18 protein-coding genes are annotated in these 21,960 nt (G+C 52.6%); 3 read left to right on the top strand and 15 right to left on the bottom strand.

Annotated elements, in window-relative coordinates:
• Positions 1–511: 511 nt before the first annotated feature.
• The 3 genes from I2E77_RS08810 to I2E77_RS08800 all read left to right on the top strand — a co-directional run bounded on the left by I2E77_RS08810 (position 512) and on the right by I2E77_RS08800 (position 4,702).
• A complete protein-coding gene (locus I2E77_RS08810; protein WP_195451058.1) occupies positions 512–1,609 on the top strand; it encodes a glycoside hydrolase family 3 protein in 1,098 nt (365 codons plus the stop codon).
• Entirely contained in the window at positions 1,527–2,384 is an 858-nt protein-coding gene (locus I2E77_RS08805) for a hypothetical protein (protein WP_330608918.1), read from the top strand. The genes I2E77_RS08810 and I2E77_RS08805 overlap by 83 nt, the downstream gene beginning before the upstream one ends.
• Positions 2,385–3,439: 1,055 nt before the next feature.
• Positions 3,440–4,702, top strand: a complete 1,263-nt coding sequence (locus I2E77_RS08800; RefSeq protein WP_172749782.1) for an ROK family transcriptional regulator — start codon at positions 3,440–3,442, stop codon at positions 4,700–4,702.
• Positions 4,703–5,327: 625 nt separating this feature from the next.
• Here I2E77_RS08800 and I2E77_RS08795 read toward each other — a convergent pair.
• The 15 genes from I2E77_RS08795 to I2E77_RS08725 form a co-directional block, all read right to left on the bottom strand.
• Positions 5,328–6,119: a hypothetical protein gene (locus I2E77_RS08795; RefSeq protein WP_140400395.1), complete on the bottom strand. Its 792-nt coding sequence runs from the start codon at positions 6,117–6,119 to the stop codon at positions 5,328–5,330.
• A gap of 115 nt (positions 6,120–6,234) precedes the next feature.
• Complete coding sequence (locus tag I2E77_RS08790) at positions 6,235–7,656, bottom strand: hypothetical protein (RefSeq protein WP_087169855.1); 1,422 nt, start codon at positions 7,654–7,656, stop codon at positions 6,235–6,237.
• A gap of 96 nt (positions 7,657–7,752) precedes the next feature.
• Positions 7,753–8,862: a hypothetical protein gene (locus tag I2E77_RS08785; RefSeq protein WP_195451056.1), complete on the bottom strand. Its 1,110-nt coding sequence runs from the start codon at positions 8,860–8,862 to the stop codon at positions 7,753–7,755.
• Positions 8,863–8,936: 74 nt separating this feature from the next.
• Positions 8,937–10,289: a hypothetical protein gene (locus I2E77_RS08780; protein ID WP_195451055.1), complete on the bottom strand. Its 1,353-nt coding sequence runs from the start codon at positions 10,287–10,289 to the stop codon at positions 8,937–8,939.
• A complete protein-coding gene (locus tag I2E77_RS08775) occupies positions 10,286–11,164 on the bottom strand; it encodes a hypothetical protein (protein WP_195451054.1) in 879 nt (292 codons plus the stop codon). Before I2E77_RS08775 ends, I2E77_RS08780 begins: the two co-directional genes overlap by 4 nt.
• A gap of 1 nt (position 11,165) precedes the next feature.
• Positions 11,166–13,646, bottom strand: a complete 2,481-nt coding sequence (locus I2E77_RS08770) for a tetratricopeptide repeat protein (protein ID WP_195451053.1) — start codon at positions 13,644–13,646, stop codon at positions 11,166–11,168.
• A 23-nt stretch (positions 13,647–13,669) separates the two neighbouring features.
• Positions 13,670–14,173, bottom strand: coding sequence for a zinc ribbon domain-containing protein (locus I2E77_RS08765; RefSeq protein ID WP_204873626.1), 504 nt, complete (start codon positions 14,171–14,173; stop codon positions 13,670–13,672).
• Positions 14,174–14,200: 27 nt separating this feature from the next.
• Positions 14,201–14,554 carry a hypothetical protein gene (locus I2E77_RS08760; protein ID WP_191362676.1) on the bottom strand — a complete coding sequence of 118 codons (354 nt, stop codon included), beginning with the start codon at positions 14,552–14,554 and terminating at the stop codon, positions 14,201–14,203.
• A 44-nt stretch (positions 14,555–14,598) separates the two neighbouring features.
• On the bottom strand, positions 14,599–15,963 hold the full coding sequence (locus tag I2E77_RS08755; protein ID WP_195451052.1) for a hypothetical protein: 1,365 nt from the start codon (positions 15,961–15,963) through the stop codon (positions 14,599–14,601).
• Between the two features lie 141 nt (positions 15,964–16,104).
• On the bottom strand, positions 16,105–17,571 hold the full coding sequence (locus I2E77_RS08750; RefSeq protein ID WP_195451051.1) for a helix-turn-helix transcriptional regulator: 1,467 nt from the start codon (positions 17,569–17,571) through the stop codon (positions 16,105–16,107).
• 354 nt (positions 17,572–17,925) lie between these two features.
• On the bottom strand, positions 17,926–18,126 hold the full coding sequence (locus I2E77_RS08745) for an AbrB/MazE/SpoVT family DNA-binding domain-containing protein (protein ID WP_087235037.1): 201 nt from the start codon (positions 18,124–18,126) through the stop codon (positions 17,926–17,928).
• Positions 18,127–18,436: 310 nt separating this feature from the next.
• Positions 18,437–18,628, bottom strand: a complete 192-nt coding sequence (locus I2E77_RS08740; protein WP_087235038.1) for a helix-turn-helix domain-containing protein — start codon at positions 18,626–18,628, stop codon at positions 18,437–18,439.
• A complete protein-coding gene (locus I2E77_RS08735; protein ID WP_087290063.1) occupies positions 18,621–19,037 on the bottom strand; it encodes a sigma-70 family RNA polymerase sigma factor in 417 nt (138 codons plus the stop codon). The genes I2E77_RS08740 and I2E77_RS08735 overlap by 8 nt, the downstream gene beginning before the upstream one ends.
• 328 nt (positions 19,038–19,365) lie before the next feature.
• A complete protein-coding gene (locus I2E77_RS08730; RefSeq protein WP_195451050.1) occupies positions 19,366–20,913 on the bottom strand; it encodes a hypothetical protein in 1,548 nt (515 codons plus the stop codon).
• The gene (locus I2E77_RS08725) at positions 20,913–21,737 is read right to left on the bottom strand and encodes a Cas9 inhibitor AcrIIA9 family protein (RefSeq protein ID WP_195451049.1); all 825 of its coding nucleotides are present in this window, start codon (positions 21,735–21,737) and stop codon (positions 20,913–20,915) included. The genes I2E77_RS08730 and I2E77_RS08725 overlap by 1 nt, the downstream gene beginning before the upstream one ends.
• Positions 21,738–21,960 lie beyond the last annotated feature (223 nt).

Here is a 21,960-nt window from a genome sequence, read left to right as displayed (position 1 = left end):
CAAAAGCCTCTAAAGTATTTGCTTACATACAATTTTTTGGGAGTAACAAATTTTTTTGTTCGTTAAATTGCATAGTTTATTTTAGAATTGTTCGTATAAAAATAGTGATTCTTGATTTCCCTTTGTATCCATCATTATACTATATCCAGTCAGATATTCAAGCCGATAAATGAATAGGCTGTGAAAGAGTCCCATTTTATCCTGCTTTTGTGCATCTTCGTAAAAGGGGGGCTGGACCAGCACATATCGCTACCGGCTTGAATCGGATATTTTAAAGAAATTTCCTTTGAGAAAGGGGGCCAGAAGAGAAAAACGTTGAGGAATCCTGCAAAGAAAGAGGGCCTTTTGGCAGGAAAGAGGCCGGTCCGTGCGGAACCCGCTGCACATTTGCAATGGAAAGAGGAAGTATCTGCATATAGAAACGTACGGATTGGCTGCAAAGCCCTCCCGTTTGGTTTTTGAAATGGGTAAGGTTGGAGACACGATTTCAAAACAAAGGAGAATTGGATTTATGAAAAGACTACGGAAAGTCATTTCGCTGGTCCTGACGCTCTCCATGATCGCCGGGTCAGCTGTGACGGCGGCCTTTGCGGCTTCTCCCACGGACGAAATGTCCGAACGCGAGATCCGCAATGCAGAACTTTCCAGGGACGTTGCCGCACAGGGCATGGTTTTGCTGGAAAATAACGAAAATGCACTCCCAATCCCGCAACAGAGCAAGATCGCCCTGTATGGCGGCGGCGCATATGCGACCGTCAAGGGCGGCACCGGCTCCGGCGACGTCAACCAGCGCTATGTGGTCAACGTTTGGGACGGCCTGAAGAACGCAGGCTATGAGATCACCAGCGAGGACTGGCTGAACGACTTTAAGGCAGCCTACGATGAAGGCAAAGAGGATTTCCAAGGCGGCATGTGGGCGACGTTCTCGATGCCGGACCCGGAGATCACGGACGCAAACATCGAAGCGGCTTCGGATGTAGGCACAGCAGTTTACGTGATCTCCCGCAATTCCGGCGAGGGTTCGGACCGGAAAAACGAAAAAGGGGACTACCAGCTGACGGACATCGAATATGCCAACCTGCAAAAGCTGGGCGCAAACTTCGACAAAGTGGTGGTCGTCCTGAACGTGGGCGGCATCATCGACACGAAGTTCTTCGGCGAGATCGAGGGCCTCGATTCCATGCTGCTGATGAGCCAGGCCGGCATGGAGGGCGGCAACGCGGTCGCGGACGTCATCTCCGGCAAGGTGACCCCGTCCGGCAAATTGACCGGCACGTGGGCCGTCAATTATGAGGATTACCCGTCCTCCGCAGATTTTGCGAACAACGACGGCAATTCCCAGACGGAATTCTATAAGGACGGCATCTATGTCGGTTACCGCTATTTCGACACCTTCCGCATCGACCCGGCGTATGAATTTGGCTATGGCCTGTCGTACACCACGTTTGATACGGAGATCAACTATGTGCAGGCGGACGCAGAGACCGTCACGGTGAACGCAACCATCACCAACACCGGCGACACCTATTCCGGCAAGGAAGTCCTGCAGGTGTACTTCTCCGCCCCGGGCGGCAAGCTCGAAAAGCCGTATCAGGAGCTGGCGGGCTAAGTCCTCCCTGCAGGCCGCCGTCGATAAGGCGGACAGCCTCGACCTCAACGACTACACCGACAACGATGCGAAGGCGGCATTGCCGGATGCACTTGAGGCGGCAAAGGAAGTCCTTGCGGACGAAACGGCATCGCAGGAAGCGGTGGACGAACAGACCATCGCACTGAATGACATCCTCATGGGCCTGCGCAGAAAGGCCGACAAGAGCGAGCTCAACAGCATCCTGAGCAAGGCACAGGCGGTCGATACAAGCGAGTACACGGCGGCGTCTGTTGCAACCCTCAAGAGCGCGATGAACCGTGCGTTGGCAATCATTGACGACAAGGACATGACCGAAGAGGATCAGCCCAAGGTCGACCGTGCCACCAGAGCACTGGCGAGCGCCTACAACGCACTTGTCCCGAAGGGCGCAAGCTCCAGCGGCAAGGGCAGCACGTCCGCGAACATTGGCAACGCATACGGCGCAGCGGGTGTGGTATCTGCAAGCCAGAGCGTGGCAGCGAATGCGTATGTGGTTTCCGATACGACGGTCAACTTTATGCTGAAGCGCGGCCAGGCGTATTGCTTCAAGATGACGGTCGTCAACGGCAACGCTATGACGCCGGGCTTCACGGCCGGCAACGGCGATGTGCTCAAGACGCAGTTCGTGGCGAAGATCGGCAACGACTACTATTACAGAGTCTATGCCATCGGCACGCCGGGCCAGAGCACGGGTGTTTACACCACCCTGCCGGGCAATACCCCAGTCAAACACTGTGCAGTAACGATTGGCTGATTGCTTCCGTAGGATTTCCCCTGTGGAGCGGAAAGCAAACTCCTCGCCGTTTGCTTTCGTAGGGAACGCCGTAGGCGCGGAAGGCACTGTGTGCCCGCCGTAGGCGCGAAAGACGCCGCGCGTCCGCGTAAGATGTTGCACGTCCCGTGAAGCACTGCACGGTAACCATTGGCTAATCGAAAATAAAGGGGAAGGCTTTTCCCTAATAAACAGCAAGGACCCAACCCCGGGAATTCCCAGGGCTGGGTCCTTCTGTGTTTTTCGCTGCTGTTTTCCGGATGTCGTGTGGGAACGGTGGATTTCTTCCTTTCTCGCTTTTGTAAAGCGATTGGCTTGCTTCTGTAGGGCTTCCCCTGTGGAGCGGAAAGCAAACTCCTCGCCGTTTGCTTTCGTAGGGAACGCCGTAGGCGCGTCCCGACCGGAGGTCTGCCGTAGGCGCGTCCCGACCGGAGGTCTGCCGTAAGCGCGGAAGGCACTGTGTGCCCGTTGTGCGTCTACTAAAGGGGGAAAAGTGCAATTTTTTATAAAAATACACATTTTTTAGAGGTAAAATATAATTAGTTTGCAATATTATGGATAAAAATTGAAAGAATTGTTACTGCAAAAATAGTGATTCTTGTGTTTCTATTTTTACAAGATTATACTGTTTTCGAAAGCATTACTAAAATCGATGACTATATGAAATGGACGGTATTTTTATTTTCCCAGAAGTATTGTGAAAATAAAAATGAGGACCCTTTGGGGGAGGGCTGGAAGGATGCCCTCCCCCAAAGGGCGGTATGCGCGTCAAGCGCCTTACCGGATCAAAACCGGCCATAGGCATCGGTTCTGCCGGATGCAGCAAGGGGGTATGCCGCCAAGAGGATCGCGGCTTTGCACGCACACAAAGCTGATTGTTTGCATCCATCAGGGAAATGATCGGGCAGAAAACTACAGACAGCCGGAGCCGGGCAGTGAGGGGCGCCTGGCACGGCGGCAATGCATCCATCCGATATGCTTGTATAACCACCGGCGGCATAGCTACGAACGATATTGTGCGTTGGAGGGAAGAAGTTATGAATCAAAGCAACAAACCAGCTAGTATCAACCAAGAACGCAGCCAACTCATCAACCGGGCCTTAATCCTCAACCTCCTGCGGCAAGAGGGGATTTGCTCGCGCGCGACGCTGTCGCGCCTTTCGGGACTCAAACAGGCCACCATCACCAACATTGCAGCGGAACTGATCCAATGCGGCCTTGTGGTGGAAACCGGCCTGATCCCAGGGGAAAAAGGCAGGCGCTCCATCGGCGTAACCTTGAACGACGCGCGGTACAAGGTGATTGGGATCAGTATGACGCGCGACCAGTTTTACGTTGACTTGGTGGGGATCTCCGGGAAGGTATATGAAACCCGTTCGTTCGAAATTTCCCAAACGGAGGGCCCGCAGTCCGTCCTATCGCGCATCCGCACGGCTATCCTACAGCTCCAACAAGACTATGCGGATTCGGAGCTCCTTGCCGCATGCTTGGCTATGCCGGGGCCGTACCTGGAAGACCTGGACCGCCTTTTGTTTGTGACAGAGCTGTCCGGCTGGCAGAACTTCCCCATCCGTGCGGTGCTGTCCGAAGGGGTGGGGATGCCGATCTATGTCCTCAACGATGCGAAGGCCAGCGCGTTTGCGCAGCTTTGGTCCCGCTGGCAGGAGCCGGCGGTGCAGAATATGGCCTATATTTTGGCGGGCCAGGGCGTTGGGTGCGGCATGATATCCGATGGAAAACTCGTTTCGGGGCAACACGGGATTGCCGGGGAATTTGGCCACAGCAGCATCAAGTTTGACGGCCCTCTCTGCGAATGCGGAAACCACGGCTGCCTGGAAAAGTATTGTTCCCTTTCGGCGCTCCGGTCCGAGATCCGGGACCTCTTGCGTGCGCACCAGCCTTCGTGCCTAGACGCGGGCAACCTGCACGATGAAGCGATTGCCCTTGCGGTGCGCGCGGGGGACCCTGTAGCGGTGCAGGCTTATGAACATGTGTGTGAACGGTTGGGCGTCGGCGTTATCAGCCTGATCAACCAAATGAACCCGGGCCTGATTGTCCTGGGCGACGCTTTGGTGGATATTTGCCCGGAACGCCTGCTGGAGGTTGTCCGCAGGTGCGTCGAAGCCGGGGTCAATGAACGGATTTACAGCGACCTGGCCATCGAGATCAACCAGCTGGAGGAGAGCCCCGCCCTCTTGGGCGCGGGCGCTTATGCAGCACAGCAGGTGCTCGCCAATCCGGGCATGCTGATTTATGAAGCGGACTTCCGGTCTGGACGCGCCTCCAGCGAGGCCACCTAAGCAAACCGGTGAGTCCCGCGGCCCGCTCCCCAGAGGCCTGCAATAGGCGCCCTTGTGAAATCCCCTTTTTGAAAGCATGCGCTTTTTTAGAGGGGGAGCCCAGCCTTCCCAACAGGCCGGCTTGCGAATCCTATCATTCCTATAATATAGAAGGCCAGAATCTTAAAAAGGACCTCGCCCTGTTTTCCAGGGCGAGGTCCTTTTGCTATCGGGAAGGGCTTTCCATACTTTTACTATAATAAAGTCTTATAAGCTTGCATTTTATAGATAAATATGATAGGATTAAAACAACCAACGGTATCTTAATAAGATAATAACATTTTTTCAAGATTCTAAAGGGGATGCCCCAGTGGCACAATCCATCGCACAAGCGGGCAGATGGATCTTTTAGCGGCCGGCGGATGCCGCTAAATCACGCGAAGGAGGCGATAGGGCAGCTATCGTGGCATGGAAAAGCCGCCTTAGTTGCAGAAAGATGAAAAACCCAGAAAGCCCGGATAGGGCTTATTTTTTCATCGAAAATTTTCAGGAGGGGTAACAAAAAATCATAGTTATGCCGCCGGCATACGCCTTTGCAGGCCCCGAATCTTTTTGAAACCTCGTTTCCAAGGATAAGAGTCACCGTCTATGCGATTGGGCTTGTGTAGGTAAACCGGTGCCCGTTGAGCTCCATGTCCAGCACGACGCTCGTCTTGGCTTCAGCATAAACAGACGGAGGGAGCAAAGCGGTGACAACTGTGATATATTGCGTTATAGTCTGACGTTCATCCGGATTATCCCAAGAGGAAATCTCGGTTTCCTCCGTTTCACCGTCAACTGCGTAGTTTTCCTGAGGGATGGGCTGACCATCCGCCAGCACCGTCACACTGACAGTTTTACCCACCGCGTCTTCCGGCGCACCGCACACCACGGGGAGGAAGTCCTCTCCTTTAAACTCATACAACCGGATTTCCACCATACCAGTATCCGGGTCATAGGAGCAGCGAAACTCGGGGCTTCCGCCCATATGCTCGGCCACATAGGTTTCCGTTTCTCCATCGGTCCGCTCAATGGTCAGGGTGATCTCAAAATCCGGATGGCTCCCCTCGCCGTTGGCCGCCCAATATGCTTCGAAATCGGGCACAAAATTATCATACATCGCGCTGTAATGCCCGGTATCGATCTCCTCCCTGGAAATGCCTTCACCAAAGATGTCTTCATAGAAAGCCTTTTGAGAAACTAAATCAAACACATCGATCCTGGCCGATGAAATGGTCTCCGGATTGGCCAGAGTCGCGTCTATCAGCCCATAGGAGCTGTTTATGATGGCAGTGTAGATTTGGCATTCCTCCTGCGCATCCGGTTCCTCCGCATCAGAGGATGGCACTTCATGCGGGTCAGAAGCCTGCAGTTTCGGAGAGCCTGTCGAGGATTCCACGACAGATCCTGTATCCGAATTTTCTGTTATTTTTTCTGCCGACTCTCCACACCCAGCCAGGACGGTCAGACACAGGAGAACGGGAATGAATAAACTCCATTTTGGTTTTCTGCAGTCACTCATCGCGGCCCACATCCTTTCCTTCTGTTTTTTCTAAAGCCTTTTTCCTGCGAACCAAAACGAAAAAAGCCAGTGTCACTACTGCGGCTAAGAAAATGGCGGCGGCAATGGAGAGCACTGTCCATCCGTTTTCATACTCTTCCGGCAGATCTGCCGGCGGGGAAATGGATTCCCCGTCAGCCGGGTCGACGGGATCTACATTTTCCCTTCCGGCTGAAACGGCGGCGGCATCTCCAGATGGGGATATCTGAATCACATCATTTGTGCAGTAATAACTATACATACCTGTTTTTTCAATTTCAGGCCGATAATCCTCCGGAACCGCGCTTTGATCGGTGGTGAGGTTCCTTAGACCGTCCACAGGAACTACAAGCTTTGCAGGTGCCGTCTCGCCGCTCCATGCATCTGTGATTGGGATTTCCATGATGCTCCGATAGACGGAATACATGTACTCCTTAGGATACTCTTCGCTTTCTTCCAAACCGTCCGTGCCCCAAAAGAATATTTCTCCATCCTTTTCAATGGCCCCCATGCTGGATAACTCAGACTGTCTTAGGGTCATCATTTTGTTTTCAGGGTCTTTGGTGTATTCCTCCGGCCATCTGTCTTGACGGAGGGTAGCGACGCTGACAGCGAGATACTCATTTCCACTTGGAAGCCCGGCGGCAGGGATCAGTTCAAAAATATCCACCTGCCCTTCAGTAATGACCTCATCAGGCTCAAGAACCCGGATACCATAGAGCCGATTATCGCCTTTTTTGGAAGCAAGTTCAACGTCGGCGGTGTATTCGCTTTCCTTTATGACTGTTTCTCCAAGCCAGGCCTCTTCTTCCATGCCGGAGTCATCTGTCAGAATTGGTTCTGCTGCCAGCTTGCCCTGCAAGGGAAAACTGCTGGAAATAGAACCCACAAACGCTGCGGAATAATATTCGGCGTCGGAACCTCTATATGCTGTCAGCGTAGCTTCCGGACCGATTTTGAGAACGCCTTTCGTCCCTTCTGCCATAAACCGTATCGCAATGGGGGATTTCTTGGTCTCATTGATAATCAGCGAACCGTCCCCGATGATTTCCAAGCTTCCACCCCATCCGAATCCCCACACAACAAGAGCGGAAATATGGTTTTCCCCAACTAACTTCAGCTTCAAATCATCTCCCATTTCATTGGTGTTCAAACTGGTGTTCGGGTGATTGTAGTTGGTCAGCGTGATGGTGTTGGTCTCACGATCATAGGCCGCTCCCGCTACTTCGACAGCCGGCTCGCTGCTGCTGAATAGAAGCTGCGCTTCTTCTCCTTGAATCAGTTGAATCCAGGCGCTGCTCCATTCTCCGGAAGACGGTCCGTTTTCCGCGAATGCCGCTACGGGCAATCCAGCAGCGATGCAAATGGTCAGCAACACTGCAATCAGTCTCTTCATGAGCTCTCCTCCTTTTTCCGGCTTTGCCGGGGATAAAGCTGGACAGGATACAATGGCATGGTATCCCGATGTTTGTATGGTTCTGATAGTCTCATCCTATTTATGAGATGATGCTTTTTTTCTGCGTGCAAGGAGGATAAAAGCCGTAACCCCTGCTGCAACTGCTGCGGCAACGATCAGCCCAACCGCCATATAGGAAGTTTCGCCGTCATCCTTTTCCGGTTCGGGTTCCTCTGCCTGCGGACTGTCCGGTGAGACTGGTTCTTCAGAGCCGTTGCCATCGGACGCCTGAGCGGAGGTTTCCGGGGTTTTGCTTTCCATGGAAGCAGTTCCAGACGCTTCAGACTGTGGGCTATCCGAGGAAGCGGCTACCGGCACAAAGGGCTTGTCGGATCCGAGGATAGCGATCCGCCCCAGGGAAGGGGCTTCAAAAATCAAAGCGTCGCCCTCGGAAACGGTTTCAAGAGGCTCCGGCTCCTCGCCGAGATAAACCGCCTGATGATGGCTTTGGCTTTTCAGATGATCATTTAAGGGGATGCGGATCTCTATCGGAATGTCCCCCAGCTCCAGCCGTCTGCCGCTTTGCCGGATCGAAATCTCATAGACCGATAAAAGCCCTGGCAGCTGGGCTTCCAGTCCGGGATCGGCGGAGAGCAGGCTTTCCGCCGCCATTGTATCGGCATAGAGCTCTGCATCCTCCGATAAATCCGCTTGGAGGGAGACGGACACGCCGTTATCCGGAAAGGTGAGTTCCACCTTCCCGGAGCCAGCCGCAGCAGGGGCCGGCCCGTCTGCTTCCGGGCCGCTGGAGGCCCAGGGCCCCCAGTCCCCAACATCGGCTACCATATATTGGCCGTCCGGATCCCCGACGATCATAATCCACCGGGCACGCACCCGGATGGTGTATTCCTCCTGCGGCAGGGTCACGGTATCGGATGAGAAAAAGACATAGGGCTGGATCTCCGACGTCTGGTTTTCCAACACCTCGCCTTCGAGAAGCAGATGAGCCTCGTACTCGAAACTGTCGCTGGAACCGGCGTTTTCCGGCTTATCCCACTGCACTTGATTTTTGTAGCCTGACCAGCGGGGATTGCCGGGTATATATTCTTCCGCAGCCAAAGCAGGCTGGGCAAGCGCTGGGAGCGTGATGCAAAGCGCCAGTGCCATTCCCCATATCCGCTTTTTCCATGTAGCCCGAATCTTCATGGCACACTAGATCCTCCTTTTTTACTGTAAGGCGCGGGAAGAGGCTGTCTCCCCGCGCCTCTTGTTTCCTGCTCTCAGTTCAGTACTGCGCCGCCCCACTCGACCGCCTCAAAGCCGCTACGGTCCATGGGAACGATTTCCGGCTCGGGAACCGCGCCGCCCTCGTACCGGACAAAGCCAAACCACAGGCGGAATATGTTGTCCGGCTGGACCGAGAAGCGGACCGGCATTTCCGCATCCACCCCTTCGGTGAGCAGCGGATACATCACATAATCTACGCCGGGCTCCAGGTAATCCGTCCAGTATTCGATAAAATCCAGAATCTCCTGCTCGTTGAAGCCATAGGACTCCAGCACCCGGCGGTAGGTCTGCTCCCGCTGCTCCGCCTTCACCACAAAGCCCTCGTCCAGGCGGAAAATGGAGGGAACGGCCAGGCTTTCGTAGAACAGGAAGCCATATTTGCCGCCTGCATCCTCCAACGTGCCGTCCGGATGGGCGGTAACTGTCCATCCGTCCCCATACAGCGGGTCGGACACGGTCAGAAGCTCCGGCCGGTCAAAGGTGACGGTGATCTCCGTCTCCTCTTCGGGGTACAGGTAGATGTTGGGCTTTTTGACCTCCACTCCCCTGGGGGTCATGGAGGAGGGATCCTGATTCATGGAGTTGAGCCGGTCCAGAAGGGCCTGAGCCTCGGCTTCCTTGCCCGCGGCGATCAGCTCGGCGTACCGCTGGTACAGCTGGGCGATCCTCCAGTCCTGCCAGTTCTGGCCTTGGACATCATCGAAGGCGTTGAAATCCCCCGCAAGGGACTCATACCCGTTATCGCGGATGTTCCGGATATAGGCGTCCCCGTCCCCGCCGAACAACTCGGTGATCCCCCAGTTCATGTCGATGGTCATCTGATCCATGAAATCAATAATGGGATGCTTGTTCTCGGCGATATAGTCCACCACCGGCTGGGACTGGATCACCCCCTGGGTCACCTCTGCGGCGGTACCGATCCGCTCTGCGCCGGGATGCTTGACCATCTCCGATGTGGCGCCGATTCCGGTTAGGATATTATCGATAAATTCCATCCCGGGGGAAATATTGGCGTAGGGGCTGCTGCCCGGGGTCATATCCTCCACCGCTTCGGTCAGGGTGGAAATCTTTTCCACCCCATTCTGGAATCGCTTGGCCCCCCGCCGGACAGCGGCAGAGCTGGGGGTCTGGCTTGGACTTTCCCCCCGGGGTCTGGTCCAGTTCTGGATCGTCTCCTCGGTTAGCATGAGATAAACGCCTCCGGCGGCGTCGGAGCCGGAGGGCCGGTAGCCCTCAAAACTGCTGGGCAGCGACCCGGAGGGCGGGTCGTCGGCGTAGACCGGCGTTATGGCGGCCGACGCCGCGATGATCGCCGCCAGGGCAAAAGGCATCCATTTTCTTCTCATTGCAGTTTTCCCTCCTTTTTCGTAAATTCCGTGTATTCCGCTATGGTCTGGGAGAGCGCCTGGTCCTTTCCGTCGTCCAGTTCCGTCGCCTGATCCAGATAGGTCAGGGCCAGGGGGTAGTTCCCCCGGATGCAGTTGGCCGCCCCCAGATAACAGTTGGTGTAGGGATTCTCGGGGTTCAGTTCGTAGGCCCGGCCGAGGAAGAAAAAGATGGTAGGCAGGACATAATCCATATCGCGTGCAGTCACTTCGTCCAGTATGCTAATCCCTCGCATCAGGTTGGCGGTCTCCCACTGGGGATAGGCGTACACGGCATCCAGCCAGTTGTTTCGGAAGCCTACATCGCTTCCCATTTGGCGGCACAGCTCGCCGTACTGGAGGAAATACTCCTGGCTTCCTTTGTCGGCCACTTTCTTCAGAGCTGCCTCTGCCCCGGCCGGATCTCCAGCCACGAGGCAACACTGGGCCAGGAGCAGATGTACCGTGTCGTCCGCCGGGAGGAACTCCGGCGCGCCGTTTTCCGCAATATCCTTTTCACGTCCGGCAGTGTATTCCGCCGCCAGTCGATCGCCTTCAATCAGATCACCTGAGAGCGCCGCCTCCGTCAGTTGTGCAATCAGCGGGTTCTCAGCTGGGCTTTCTTCGGACAGTCCGGACGCTGGAAAAAGAAGTCCCGTTCCGGCCGCAACTGCAATCAACAGTACGCATCCTGCCGTCGCCAGCTTTTTCTGGGGATACCTGCGCCGCAGCACTGCCAGGGCCGCGGCCCCAGCCGCCAGGGCCATGCCGAGGATCCCCCCCAGCAGACTTCCCTTCAGGAAAACAGTGCAGCACAGAAACAGAATAAACACAAGGATCGATATGGTCATCATCATTTCAGTTCCCTCCCTGCGCAAGCTGTCCTCGGACCCGTTCCAGCGCAAAACCCGCGTGAACGGACACCCCGGTCCAATCTCCGGTATGGCTGCTGCCGATTTTCGGCATGATGTCCAGACTGATCTGGAACGCCTGCTGGGCGTTTTGCAGATCTCCCAGTTCCTCATAACAGGCGCCCAGGGCGTACCAGATGTAATGTTCGTCTGGTTGCTGAGCCAAAGCCGCAGTGTATTCCCGGATTGCCTCTTCATACCGGTCCACTCCATTGAGAACCATCCCCCGGATATAGTGGGGGAAGCCGGCTTCCTCCTTCATGGAGATGAGGGCGTCCGCCAGCTCCAGCGCCCTTTCTCCCTCGGGATCCTCCCATCGATAATAACCCAGATCCACCACCGTATTGTCTGTGGATGCGGCGAAGGCCTGGATATAGGCGTTGAGGTATTCGTTCTCCTGGATCTGCTTCAGCTGCTCCTCCGGCAGCTCGTGGTAACAGGCGGCGCCGGGGAACCTGTCGCTCATTGCATACCAACTGTCCTCCACCGTGAGGTAGCTGACGAACTGATAGAGCATATAATCGGCGTAAGGGTCATCGCTCTCTTTGGCGATATCCGACAGGCGTACTCCATAGTCCGCCACCGCCGGGTAGTCGTCCAGCAGCATGGCGGCCCTGCCGGCATAGCTGAGGGCTATAAAGCTGTCAGGATCCTCCTTCAATGCCGCCTCTGCCAGCTCCAGGCACTCCTCTCCCTGGGCCAGCATAAAATAGCCGTACATAGCCTGTTCGGTAAGGAAGGGGTCACCTGTTTCCTCTGCGGCCCGCTGAGCGTAGGCGGCCCCCTTTGCGGTGTCCCCCAGCTTCAGATAGATACCGGTAAGCTTCTTCATGTGGGCCAAACGCTCATCCTCACTGTCCTCAGCCATAAGCTCCTCCCGGTAGAGGGTATCGTATCGGTCGACACAGGCGAGGATCTCAGAGGATTGCGAGGATCCCGGGACAACCGGATACCCGTCCAGCATGTAAAGGACCAGGTACTGGTAGGCGATCTCTTCCGGGAAATCCTCTGCCAGCCCCATAGTCCGATGCATGATATCGTTGTCCACTCCGCTTTCTCCGACGCTATCTCCCGCCTGAGCCCAGGAGATCAGGTCCGCGCAATTATACTGCACCTCCACCTGCGCCCGGCCGGCCAGAAGCCGTTCCACGGCGCTGGGGGAGAGTCCTGTTTCCTCTTGTGCGGCGCCGCTGTAAATCTGGGCCGCCGCCAGCTGCACCACAGCATCCTGCTGGAGTTCTTTTTGCGCATCGGACAGCTCTTCGGCCTGCCGATATGCCTCCAGCAGCCGGAAGCACAGGGCCGATGTGATCTTTCCCTGCCGGTACTGTTCCTCCAGCAAAGTAAGTTCATTCGCTCCGGTAGTTATATTGACCAGCTGCGCTAGGGTCTCGTTGCGGGTGTGTGCACTGGCATGGAGAGAACCAAAGTGTCCTCCTTCCGCATACTGCTCCAGCGCGTCCAGCGTTTCCAGATAATCTACATACTCCTTTCGGGCAGAGAGATAATCCCCTGCCGAAAGATAGGACTGTGCGGCGGAGAGCTGCTGCTCCATGCTGGCCAGGAAGCCGGTAGACCCGGCCTCCGTGGTGGTAGGAAGGGCTCCCCACAGCAGTGTGAGCGCCAGAACAAGGCAGGAGAGGGCCGGGCGAAACCAGCCGCTTTTCCATACCGGCGATTTGGGAGGCGGGGCTGCGGATGCGTCGTCTTCTCCGGAAGGCTTCTGCGCGCTGGGCATTTCAGTTGGCAAACCAGTGGCCAGGGGCCGTCTGGAAGCGGCGGCGAGGATCCCGGTCAGCACAGCCCATTGGACAATGGCCGAGACCAGCCTGGCCAGCCCGGCGGCGAATACGCTGTCGCCCGCTGGCTGGAGCAGAGCGACCGCTGAGCTCAGCATCGCAGAACCCATGAACAGCCCGACCATGATCACTGCGGAGAAGATGGCTGAAACAGACACACCTTTCGCTCTCTTTTCACCTGTAACCGTTTCCACCACATGAAAAAGAAGCATAGACGTCAATACAGAAGCGGTCGCATTGATCAAAACAGCGGGAATCCAGACGCTCCAAAGGTTTTGGAACATCGGCGCAAGGTAGGTTTGGAGCAGCGACAGCAGCAATTCCCGGCCGTAAAATACGGCGAGCAGAGGAAGAATCCCGCTGAACAATAGCCGGAAAGGGAACCTCTTATCAGGCCGGGCTGACCGGGCTGCAGCCAACACAAAGGCCGCGCCGCCCAATATCCCGGCAGAATCCGCAAGGAACAGGGTCAACACATCCAGCGAATGTTTTTCTATGTAGAGCAAGGCTGTTTTCAAAAGAAAGGGAAGCAAAAGCTGGCAGCAAAGCCCGCCGAACAACCATTTTGCCCAGCCGCTTTGATATGCGTCAGCCAACGTTCGTATCAGTCGTTGTTTTTCTTCTTTCAAGGCAAAGCCTCCTTTCAGTGGAGTCATTGTTCATCTGGCCGAGGGGCTTGTTCCGGCTGAGAAAGAGCCGTGCCGCATTCCGGGCAGAATTTCACTCCCGGTTCCGCAGCCGCCCCGCATTGTGGGCATACAGCAGGGGACTCTGCCACCAGTTTTGTTCCACATTGCCGGCAAAATTTTGTTCCCGCTGTGTTCTCTGTCCCGCAGGATGGGCAAACAGGACCTGCCGAGGCCGTCGTGACAGCCTGCGCTGCTTCCGCCGCGCGGATTCGGTCAATCTCCAACTGTGCATGTGCAGCCTCATCGTAATGCGCTTTGGCCGACTGACAGGCCTCCAGTATCTCTGGCTCTATCTGGCCGCCGGAAAGAAATTGGCCATAATAATACTCACCGATTTTTCTCAGCTCTGTTTCCGCAAGAGCCTTTTCCGATGTAATTTTTCCGTTCAACTTGCTCATCGCAATCGCTTCGTTGGTTTTATCCCCCAAATTTTTTGCCAAGCTGCCTAACTTATCCAGAAACGCCATAACAATACTCCTCTCTTATGATTTTGTTTATCTGACAGAGCCGTTTTCCGGCTCATGATTCAGTCTTTCGACGGGTCGATTCATTAAAAGCTCGTTTTCGAGATACTGTACGATCTGATCCGCCATAGCGGCCATCGTCCGTTCTTTTCCCTGTTCAGACAATCCCCCGCATGGCTGCAGCAACGCGACCTTCAGCTCGGTTCCTACCTCCTTTTCCTCGGCAGAAATAGAAAAGACGCTGATATTTCCATACACCTTTGCCCTGGCCACGATCGCGTCTTCTTTCTTGTGATAGGAAATGCTCTCTTCATCCAACACATCGTAGATCGCCATCAGCACATACCGCCTCACATAGGGAAGGATCCGTTTTACATTTTCCATATCATCGCCTCCTTTTTTCTTTATCGGTTCTCTATTTGTGGCTGTCATTCGATATATCCGCTGATGGGTTCCAGATACATCGAGTCTTCTGAGACCAGCTGATACCGGTCGCCATGATACCCGTCGCTCCAGCCGTTTTCCGCTTTGTAGATTTCCCCGGTTTCGGTATCGCAGATACGCTCGTATCCGAGGGTTGCATCGCTTTGCTTTTGACTGATGATATCCTGACTGGTGTTTCGGTTTTCCCAGGAGGACATGATCCCGTCTAGCACCTCGTTTGCATTCCGGCTGAACTCCATAGCCCGCGCGACGGTTTCAGTTCCGGCCTGTTTTACGGCATTTACATAGCTTTCAGAATATTCTAGGCTCCTTGCGCACTCCGTAAGGATGTCGATCCATTCCAGAAAAGAATCTTTCACGGCAGTTACAGCCATCACATTATAGGCCATATAATAGCCGCCATCCGCCGATGGGATCTGATATCCTACTGGTGGCCCCGCCGCAATCTCAGCACTTCCGAAATCCACCACTGACGCGGCAAACATGCCCTCACCCTCTTTTCCTCCTTCGGTAAAGGTAGCCCGTAGAATCTCATCGTTCAGTGCGTAAGCACTCAAACCGCCGGTTGACGGGAAACGCTCGGTGACAGCAAATCCTTCAAACCGGGGGAAGGTATAGCCAGTATAACCCGGCTCAGCCTGCACAGCAAAATCTGCATACTGCGGAAAAATTTTAAAAAAGTTCTCAGTAGAGGGGGTTGACAGGACTGGCGCCAGGGCAAATATCTGCATTCCGGGGACGCCTGAAATCCCGGAATAATAAGCCCAGGCGTCCTTTCCCTCCTGACTGTGGAGCAAAGCATCTGCCTTCAGCAGCACGAAAATCTGGTTGAGAGGCTCAGCAGGATCCTGGACCCGGATGGAGTGATACATGCCTGTGCCGCCGCTCGTTACCGTCCATCCCTTGGGGATTTGCAAACTGAAATCTGCTGTTTCATACAGCTCCAGTTCGACCGATTTGGCTGCTGTTGGCGTGACGGCGATCTCGTCCTTCGATGAAGATAAAGCTTCCTCCGAAGGAGGGGTATCTGGTTCTGTGTCCGAAGGATGGGTTTCCAATTTGGAATCCGAAGAGATCTGAGACTGCGCAAGGTCTCCAGCTTCTCCGCATCCGGAAAGGGTAGTCAGAAAAACTGCTGCCACTAGTAGAAGTATAAATTTTGTCCGCCTCAACTTTTTCATACCATAAGTCCTCCTGATCCATACAAACGCTTTAGATAGAAACGTAAAATTTGCTGAAATAGTGATTTCACAGGATTGTTTTACATCTTTATATCCACTCCTTCCGGTTTCTTGTTTGCAGAAAACTTCTGCGCAAATAAAATAGCGCCGCATCAGAAATTCTGACACAGCGCTATACTGCTTTTCAGATCTCCGCGCCAGTCCCTTAAACAGAGAATAGCATGGAGTATCCTAAAATATAAGGTTACATTCATCTCTTTTTTTGTTTTTATGCTGTTTTTTCTGAGATAACAAGGGGTTACATTTGTCTCAAGCCCTAAAATCCGGGCTTTTTTCAAGGGCGGCGTCTTCTTTTTCCGGAATCCACTCATAATAAAATTGCAACAGGCCGATTCGGCTTTTGGTACCTGTTTTTTCATTGAGACTGCTAATATGGCGGTACAGTACGGGTCTTGAGATCGCCATCTGCTGCGCGATATCCTGCACACTGCTATCGGAAACCAGAAGATACTGCAGAACATCCTGCTCTCGGTCGGTCAATGAAAAAAGACTTGCAAAGGAAGAAAACTTTTCTTTTGGCGTGTATCCTGTTGCCGGGGCCTCGGGCGGGGCCAATGCCGTATGGGATCTAGTCGTATAGGCAAACATCAGAATACTGACAGCAACAAACAACACCAGCATGAAGATGACCAGTGTGAGGTTTCTGCCTGAAAGGAGCAGAGTTACTGAGCTGTTGGTAACCAGCGCCGCCACAAGGTTATTCACCGCCCGTCCCATGCCTGCCCAGAGATCTGGTATACGCATGCAAGCCGCAAATTCTAAAAAGCTAGTGGTAAAAAACACAACAAAAAATCCGGAAGCTATATAGGCGATCACTACTCCGGTCAAAAATGGGCCGCCCCACCGAAGTATTATCACACACAGAACAGAGAATACCATTACGCAGTACATCATAAGCGTCATGTATTTTCTGTTCCGAATATCAAAGAGAAAGCCTGCCGCCAGGCCGCTCAGCGCCAGCAGAATGCGGGGCCATTGCCCGATATCCATTGCGCCTGCAGCATGGCCTAAGGTGATTGCGTTGTCCAATGTGCTGAATACGCAGGCCATCAGGGCCACTAGAAAGACCAGGAGTAAGCCCGTCGTTATTTTTTTCTGTATTGGGCCGTTTGTTTTCTCCAACGCTTTAGATAAAGTTTTCTCTTCACCCATCAATTCCACGCGAAAAACATGCCTCGTCCGTATAAACAGAACGCTCAGCACTGCTAGAAAAACAGAAAGAATGACCGCTTCGGCAATTTCTATGTTGATTAAGTTGTTATTGATATATTGCAGAAGAATACCGCCCGCATAGGCAAAACCCACCAGCCGGGCCAGTGTTCGCTCCCCATGGATGGTACAGACAGCCAAATAGTGAGCCGAACTGCCGAAAAGCCCCATCAGAAAAAACAAAATCAACCCTGCTGTTAGGGTAATGGCGTATGAGATATGTTGCTGGATTAGAAAAATGCAGATGATGGAGACCAGAACGGTAGAAAAGGTAAGTAGGGCTTTGAACCGTTCATGAACCGCCCGATTCAAAACCGGATACAAGATAAATCCCAAAACGCTGATACCGAGTGCGTAATTTTGAGCAATCACTGTCTGATCCTCACCAACCATACGAGACATCATATTGACATAAAGATACTCCACGCCTAAAAAGACGAATGTAAATATGCTCAACAGCAATATGGCATTGATGGATGCTGGTGTTCTCAATCCCCTTGTCTTCATAGATTCTCCTTCACTTTATGCAATACGCATGGTCTCATCACACACTCTCTTATATTCACCATTATAGGAGATATAGGCTGTATATTGTTAACGCCCATTAGGAAGAGGGTGATATTATATTCATCAAACTCCACTTACGGAGAGATCACAAGTTAGTGTTATAAAACGATGAAGCAGTTGTAACTTCCACCGGAATTACTTGTTTACATGGATATATGGATATATGGTACAAGATATTCTGTCAGATACAGAAATATTTTTATCTCTCAGAAATGCCGACTAATATACCAACACCATTAAAAACAAACAAAAAGCATGACTCATAGAATCTTATTCGCCCTTTTCTTCATCTGCTTATGTTTCAAAAATAGTGGCCGCAAATTGAGCAAATGCACTTTTGGGCGGGATAGCCAACCCTCTGCTTTCGTCTCCCAAAATCATCAGTGTATCTCCTGGATTTATTTTGAAAATCTCTCGGGCTTGCTTAGGAATTACGATTTGTCCTTTTTCACCAACCGTCACAGTCCATGCATATTTTCCTTCCGACTTTTCCATGTTCAGTTCTCCTCCGTGAAACAAGTATGATTTGTATAATTAATTATACTTCGTAAAGAGCTTAAAGTCAATATAGCACTGTTGAAAAAGCATCTTTACAAATATGCGGATGTGAAAAAATTGACCAACATTTTAAATAGGGTACAGTTAAATAACACTTTTGATAAAGCTAGACACTGCTTTGTATTTGTGTGCTTGCTTGAAAACTGGCAGTGACAGTCATGTTTTCAGGGATGCCAAAAACAGAAATTCAATACAGGGAAAAAGGTCCCCAGAGTCTGGGGGCCTTTTTCATTACACTGAATTAGATTCAGATTTTGATTGTTTGGATGCAGCGGAAAAGGGTCAAGCTCAATTCTTGAAACAGATCTTCATCCATATCCATTCTTCCGTTGATAATGGATTCCTTTAGCAGCAATGGCCGGTACATTGCAAGAATTTCCTCAAAGGCGGCTTGGTCATTCTCCTTTGCTCGGAGTAGCAGTGTTTTGAAATCAGTCATCCATAGCATCCCCTTTCATCATGCGCCGCAGTTTTAATATCAACCGGTAGTAGGAGTTGGAGACCGCCTTATAGCTGACGCCGAGATTTTTGGACAGCTCAATGAAGCTCCGCTCATCAAGAAGCCGCGCCAGCAAAATATGTCGTTCCCAATCCTTGATCTGCAGCAGCGCCTGTAAAAGCAATGGATTTTCAATTTGTTCCATCAAGGGCAGCCCCTCATCCAAGTTGAATTCTGCGTACGTTTCAACCTCCGCTCCGCAACGCTCAAGAAATTCCATAGCACGCCTATGGGCTTTGAGCTTATTCATGTACGCAGCTTTTCGATTAGCAACCGCAGTAATCAAATAAGCGGTGAATTTGTTCTGTATAATATTCGCCTCGCTGGCACCATCATTTCTATGCCACATAATGTATCCTCCATTTCTTCTAAGTCTTTCGGGAACTCAGAAGAAAGGGGGATCACGGCAGTGAACGCGGTGTCTTAGTGCAAAGCAAAAGCGGCCGAGATAGCATGGTTTCATGCATTCGGCCACTTTAAGAGGAACATCTATAAAAAGTCCGCAAAGAAGACTGGCAGGCGGAGGTTTATCGCCTTTTGTACACACTTCTCGGGCATGATTTGCGCACAGAAAAGTCGAAGGTCTTCTCTTTGTCTTGAAAGCGGTGTGACGGGGCTGAATAAGACAATGGAACATCCGAATGCGATAGATGACGCTCATCATAGTGCCTTGCACCTCAACCGTGTAAAAAGGCGTTTGGATAGTCCCGATACTCATACACGACGCTGGGCAGGTTCCCATAGCGGATCTGGCCGCGTGCGGTGCGGTAATCCTTGAGGATCTCATATTGCTTCTGCATATAACCCACCATTTTAGAGGGGCTCATCAGTCGCAAGATCATATTGAACGGATAGCTATCCACTCCATTCTGCTGGCACCAGAGAAACAGCTCGATCCGCTTACTGTAGGGCATCGGGAACACATTCAGCCTCTGCATCAAGGCCAGATCATCTTTGTCCAGTCCCCGCCTCAAAAGGAACTTCCATTCTTCCGGCTGTATGCCGAAAAAACGGTGCGGCTTTTTTTCAGAGGCATTGACATGGTAAGGAATAGACCGGTAGATGAAATCAGCAGTAAATCCGTAATACCCCATTTTCAGAAGCAGCTCAATCTGCGAATACACAACGGACTTCTTCAAAAATGTTTCTACGGAAAGCGGAATGTGGTCGCTTTCATAAAATCCCTGGAGTTGGCTGTACTGCCAAGGGGTTCCTTTGAGTTCTTTAGCCAGAATCCTGCAGAAGAGATGACCGCAGGTGCTGGCGTAGAAGTTCTCCTGATACAAATAGCGGATGGGTGGGTAGCCCGTTTTCCACGGAGTCAAATCCCTTCCCTCAAAGTTGTGGTGGAACACCTCTTCGCTGTATTGCCCCGCTTCGTCTACGGCAGAGAAGATCCGGATCGCCTCCGAGATGTCCTGTTCAGGCACATCGTCCTTTCGATAAGTAAAATAGACCTTCAGGATCCGAAGCAGCAGAGTGCGGTTGTCGAGCTGCTGTACCACAACAGCGGTTTCACGGTCGCAGATGTAACCGCGCCGGCCACGGGACTTGAACTGCACCGGCTGTTTGCAATGTGGGCAGACGCCCATCTGGTTGTGCTTGGGGCGAACTTCCACCATGTGCCGGCAGGCGGTACAGTAACCCTGTACCGGGCCTTTTTTCTGGTAATCATAGAAGATATAGGAGGGCATAATCTCCCTGCGCAGCCATTCTTTGATACCTCTTGGCATTGGCGGGACCCGCTTCATCTTTGCAATGGTAATCCGCTGCTTGGCGTGACGCCGCATCAATTCCCGTTGATCTTTGATCTCTTCCTGCAAGTGTTCGAGAGCAACAAAGCCGCTTTGCGTTTGAGCTCTGCAATATTTCAAAACCCGTTGCTCATCGTTTTTGCTGAAAAACACGCACTTGTCGGTAAATCGGTAGTCATTGTCCAGATGCTCCAGCTTGGATGTGCGCCAGACCAAAGCGCCATCTTTCCGGGCCAGCGTGATATAGTCCTCACGCCCTTGGAAAACCGTGTAAGAGGGAATCAACGGGCCGGGATCTCCAAACTCAGTGTCGTAAAGATACAACACCAGCGTTTTTTGCCGCGCTATGGTCTTTATAGCGGTGCGTACAATGTACTCCACACTTTTGGCCATGAACAGTCCGCGGCTGCGGTCTGTGTTCCATCCCTGGCCTGCCACCCGGCGGCACGCTCTCTTATCTAATCTCCGCATCATGCACCCTCCAACAACGACATCTGCTCATTGACCGGTTCCGGTGAAGCCTTTTTGACTTCGGGCTTGGGCTTCTTCTCTGCTTTTTTACCGCCCTTCTTGCTTCTGGAAGAGCCGCCAATGTAAGGTTGTGGTACAAACTTGTCGTTTTTGTCCCTGTCCTCCTCAACCTCAAGGTCAAGGAAATACTCTTCAGCCCATTTGTAGCAGAGATCGTCCGGCACATCCGTTCCATACCCGCCAGTTATCGGCTTTTCATCGTTATCTTTCATCTCCTGCTCCGCAAACTCCCTGGCTTTTCGGGTGATATAGCGGAAACATTTGATCATGGTCTTGTTCGGGTGCATAACATACCGGGCAAAGTCTGGATCTGTATCGCACTTCGACTGGATATGCTCGGTAACACAGATCTTCATATTTCGCCGGGTCAGCCGTTCGGCGTCATCCCCAACCTTCTTTTGAGAAATCCGTGCCAGTTCCTCATCGCTGACGGAAACTGCGGTTTCCCATTTGAACATCAACTCATCCTCTTTTTTACGGCGTTCAGCCTCCCATTCCGCCTTCCGCTTAGCCTCCTTTTCCTCGTGAGCCTTGCGTTTCTGCTCTTCTGTGAGATCAGGTTCCGGTTCTTTGGCCGCAGGCGTGTCGCCGTTGAGAAAGGCCAAAGCGGCTGGTGCGGCGTTTGCTTCTGCCTGCTGCCGTTCTTCATCTTGAAAACCAGTGTCCTGCTCTGCGTTATTCGCCTCCAACACAAAGGGAGTGTCCTCGCCTGATTGTGCCTGGTTGGTCGGATCATGGATTGCCATTTCTGAAAAAACACCCATAATGTCGCTCCTTCCCACAAATAAACACGGCATGGGAACATCCCACACCGTGCCATCGTACATACTTGTTCAAATTACATAGATCAGGGCGTTATCCTCGTCAAAGCAGTAATACACCACATTGGGGGATTGCTCGGACAGGCGCCTGACCTGATTTTGAAGTTCCTTTGCTTTCTTTCGGCCAACTGGGTTATTCCATGTCGGCCGCGTTCCAATGGTAAAA

This window comes from Anaeromassilibacillus sp. 1001302B_160321_C8 (genome assembly GCF_015554745.1).
Lineage (GTDB): Bacteria > Bacillota > Clostridia > Oscillospirales > Acutalibacteraceae > Anaeromassilibacillus > Anaeromassilibacillus stercoravium.
Note: the sequence above shows the minus strand (reverse complement) of the source record. Positions and strands in the feature narration are given on the sequence as shown.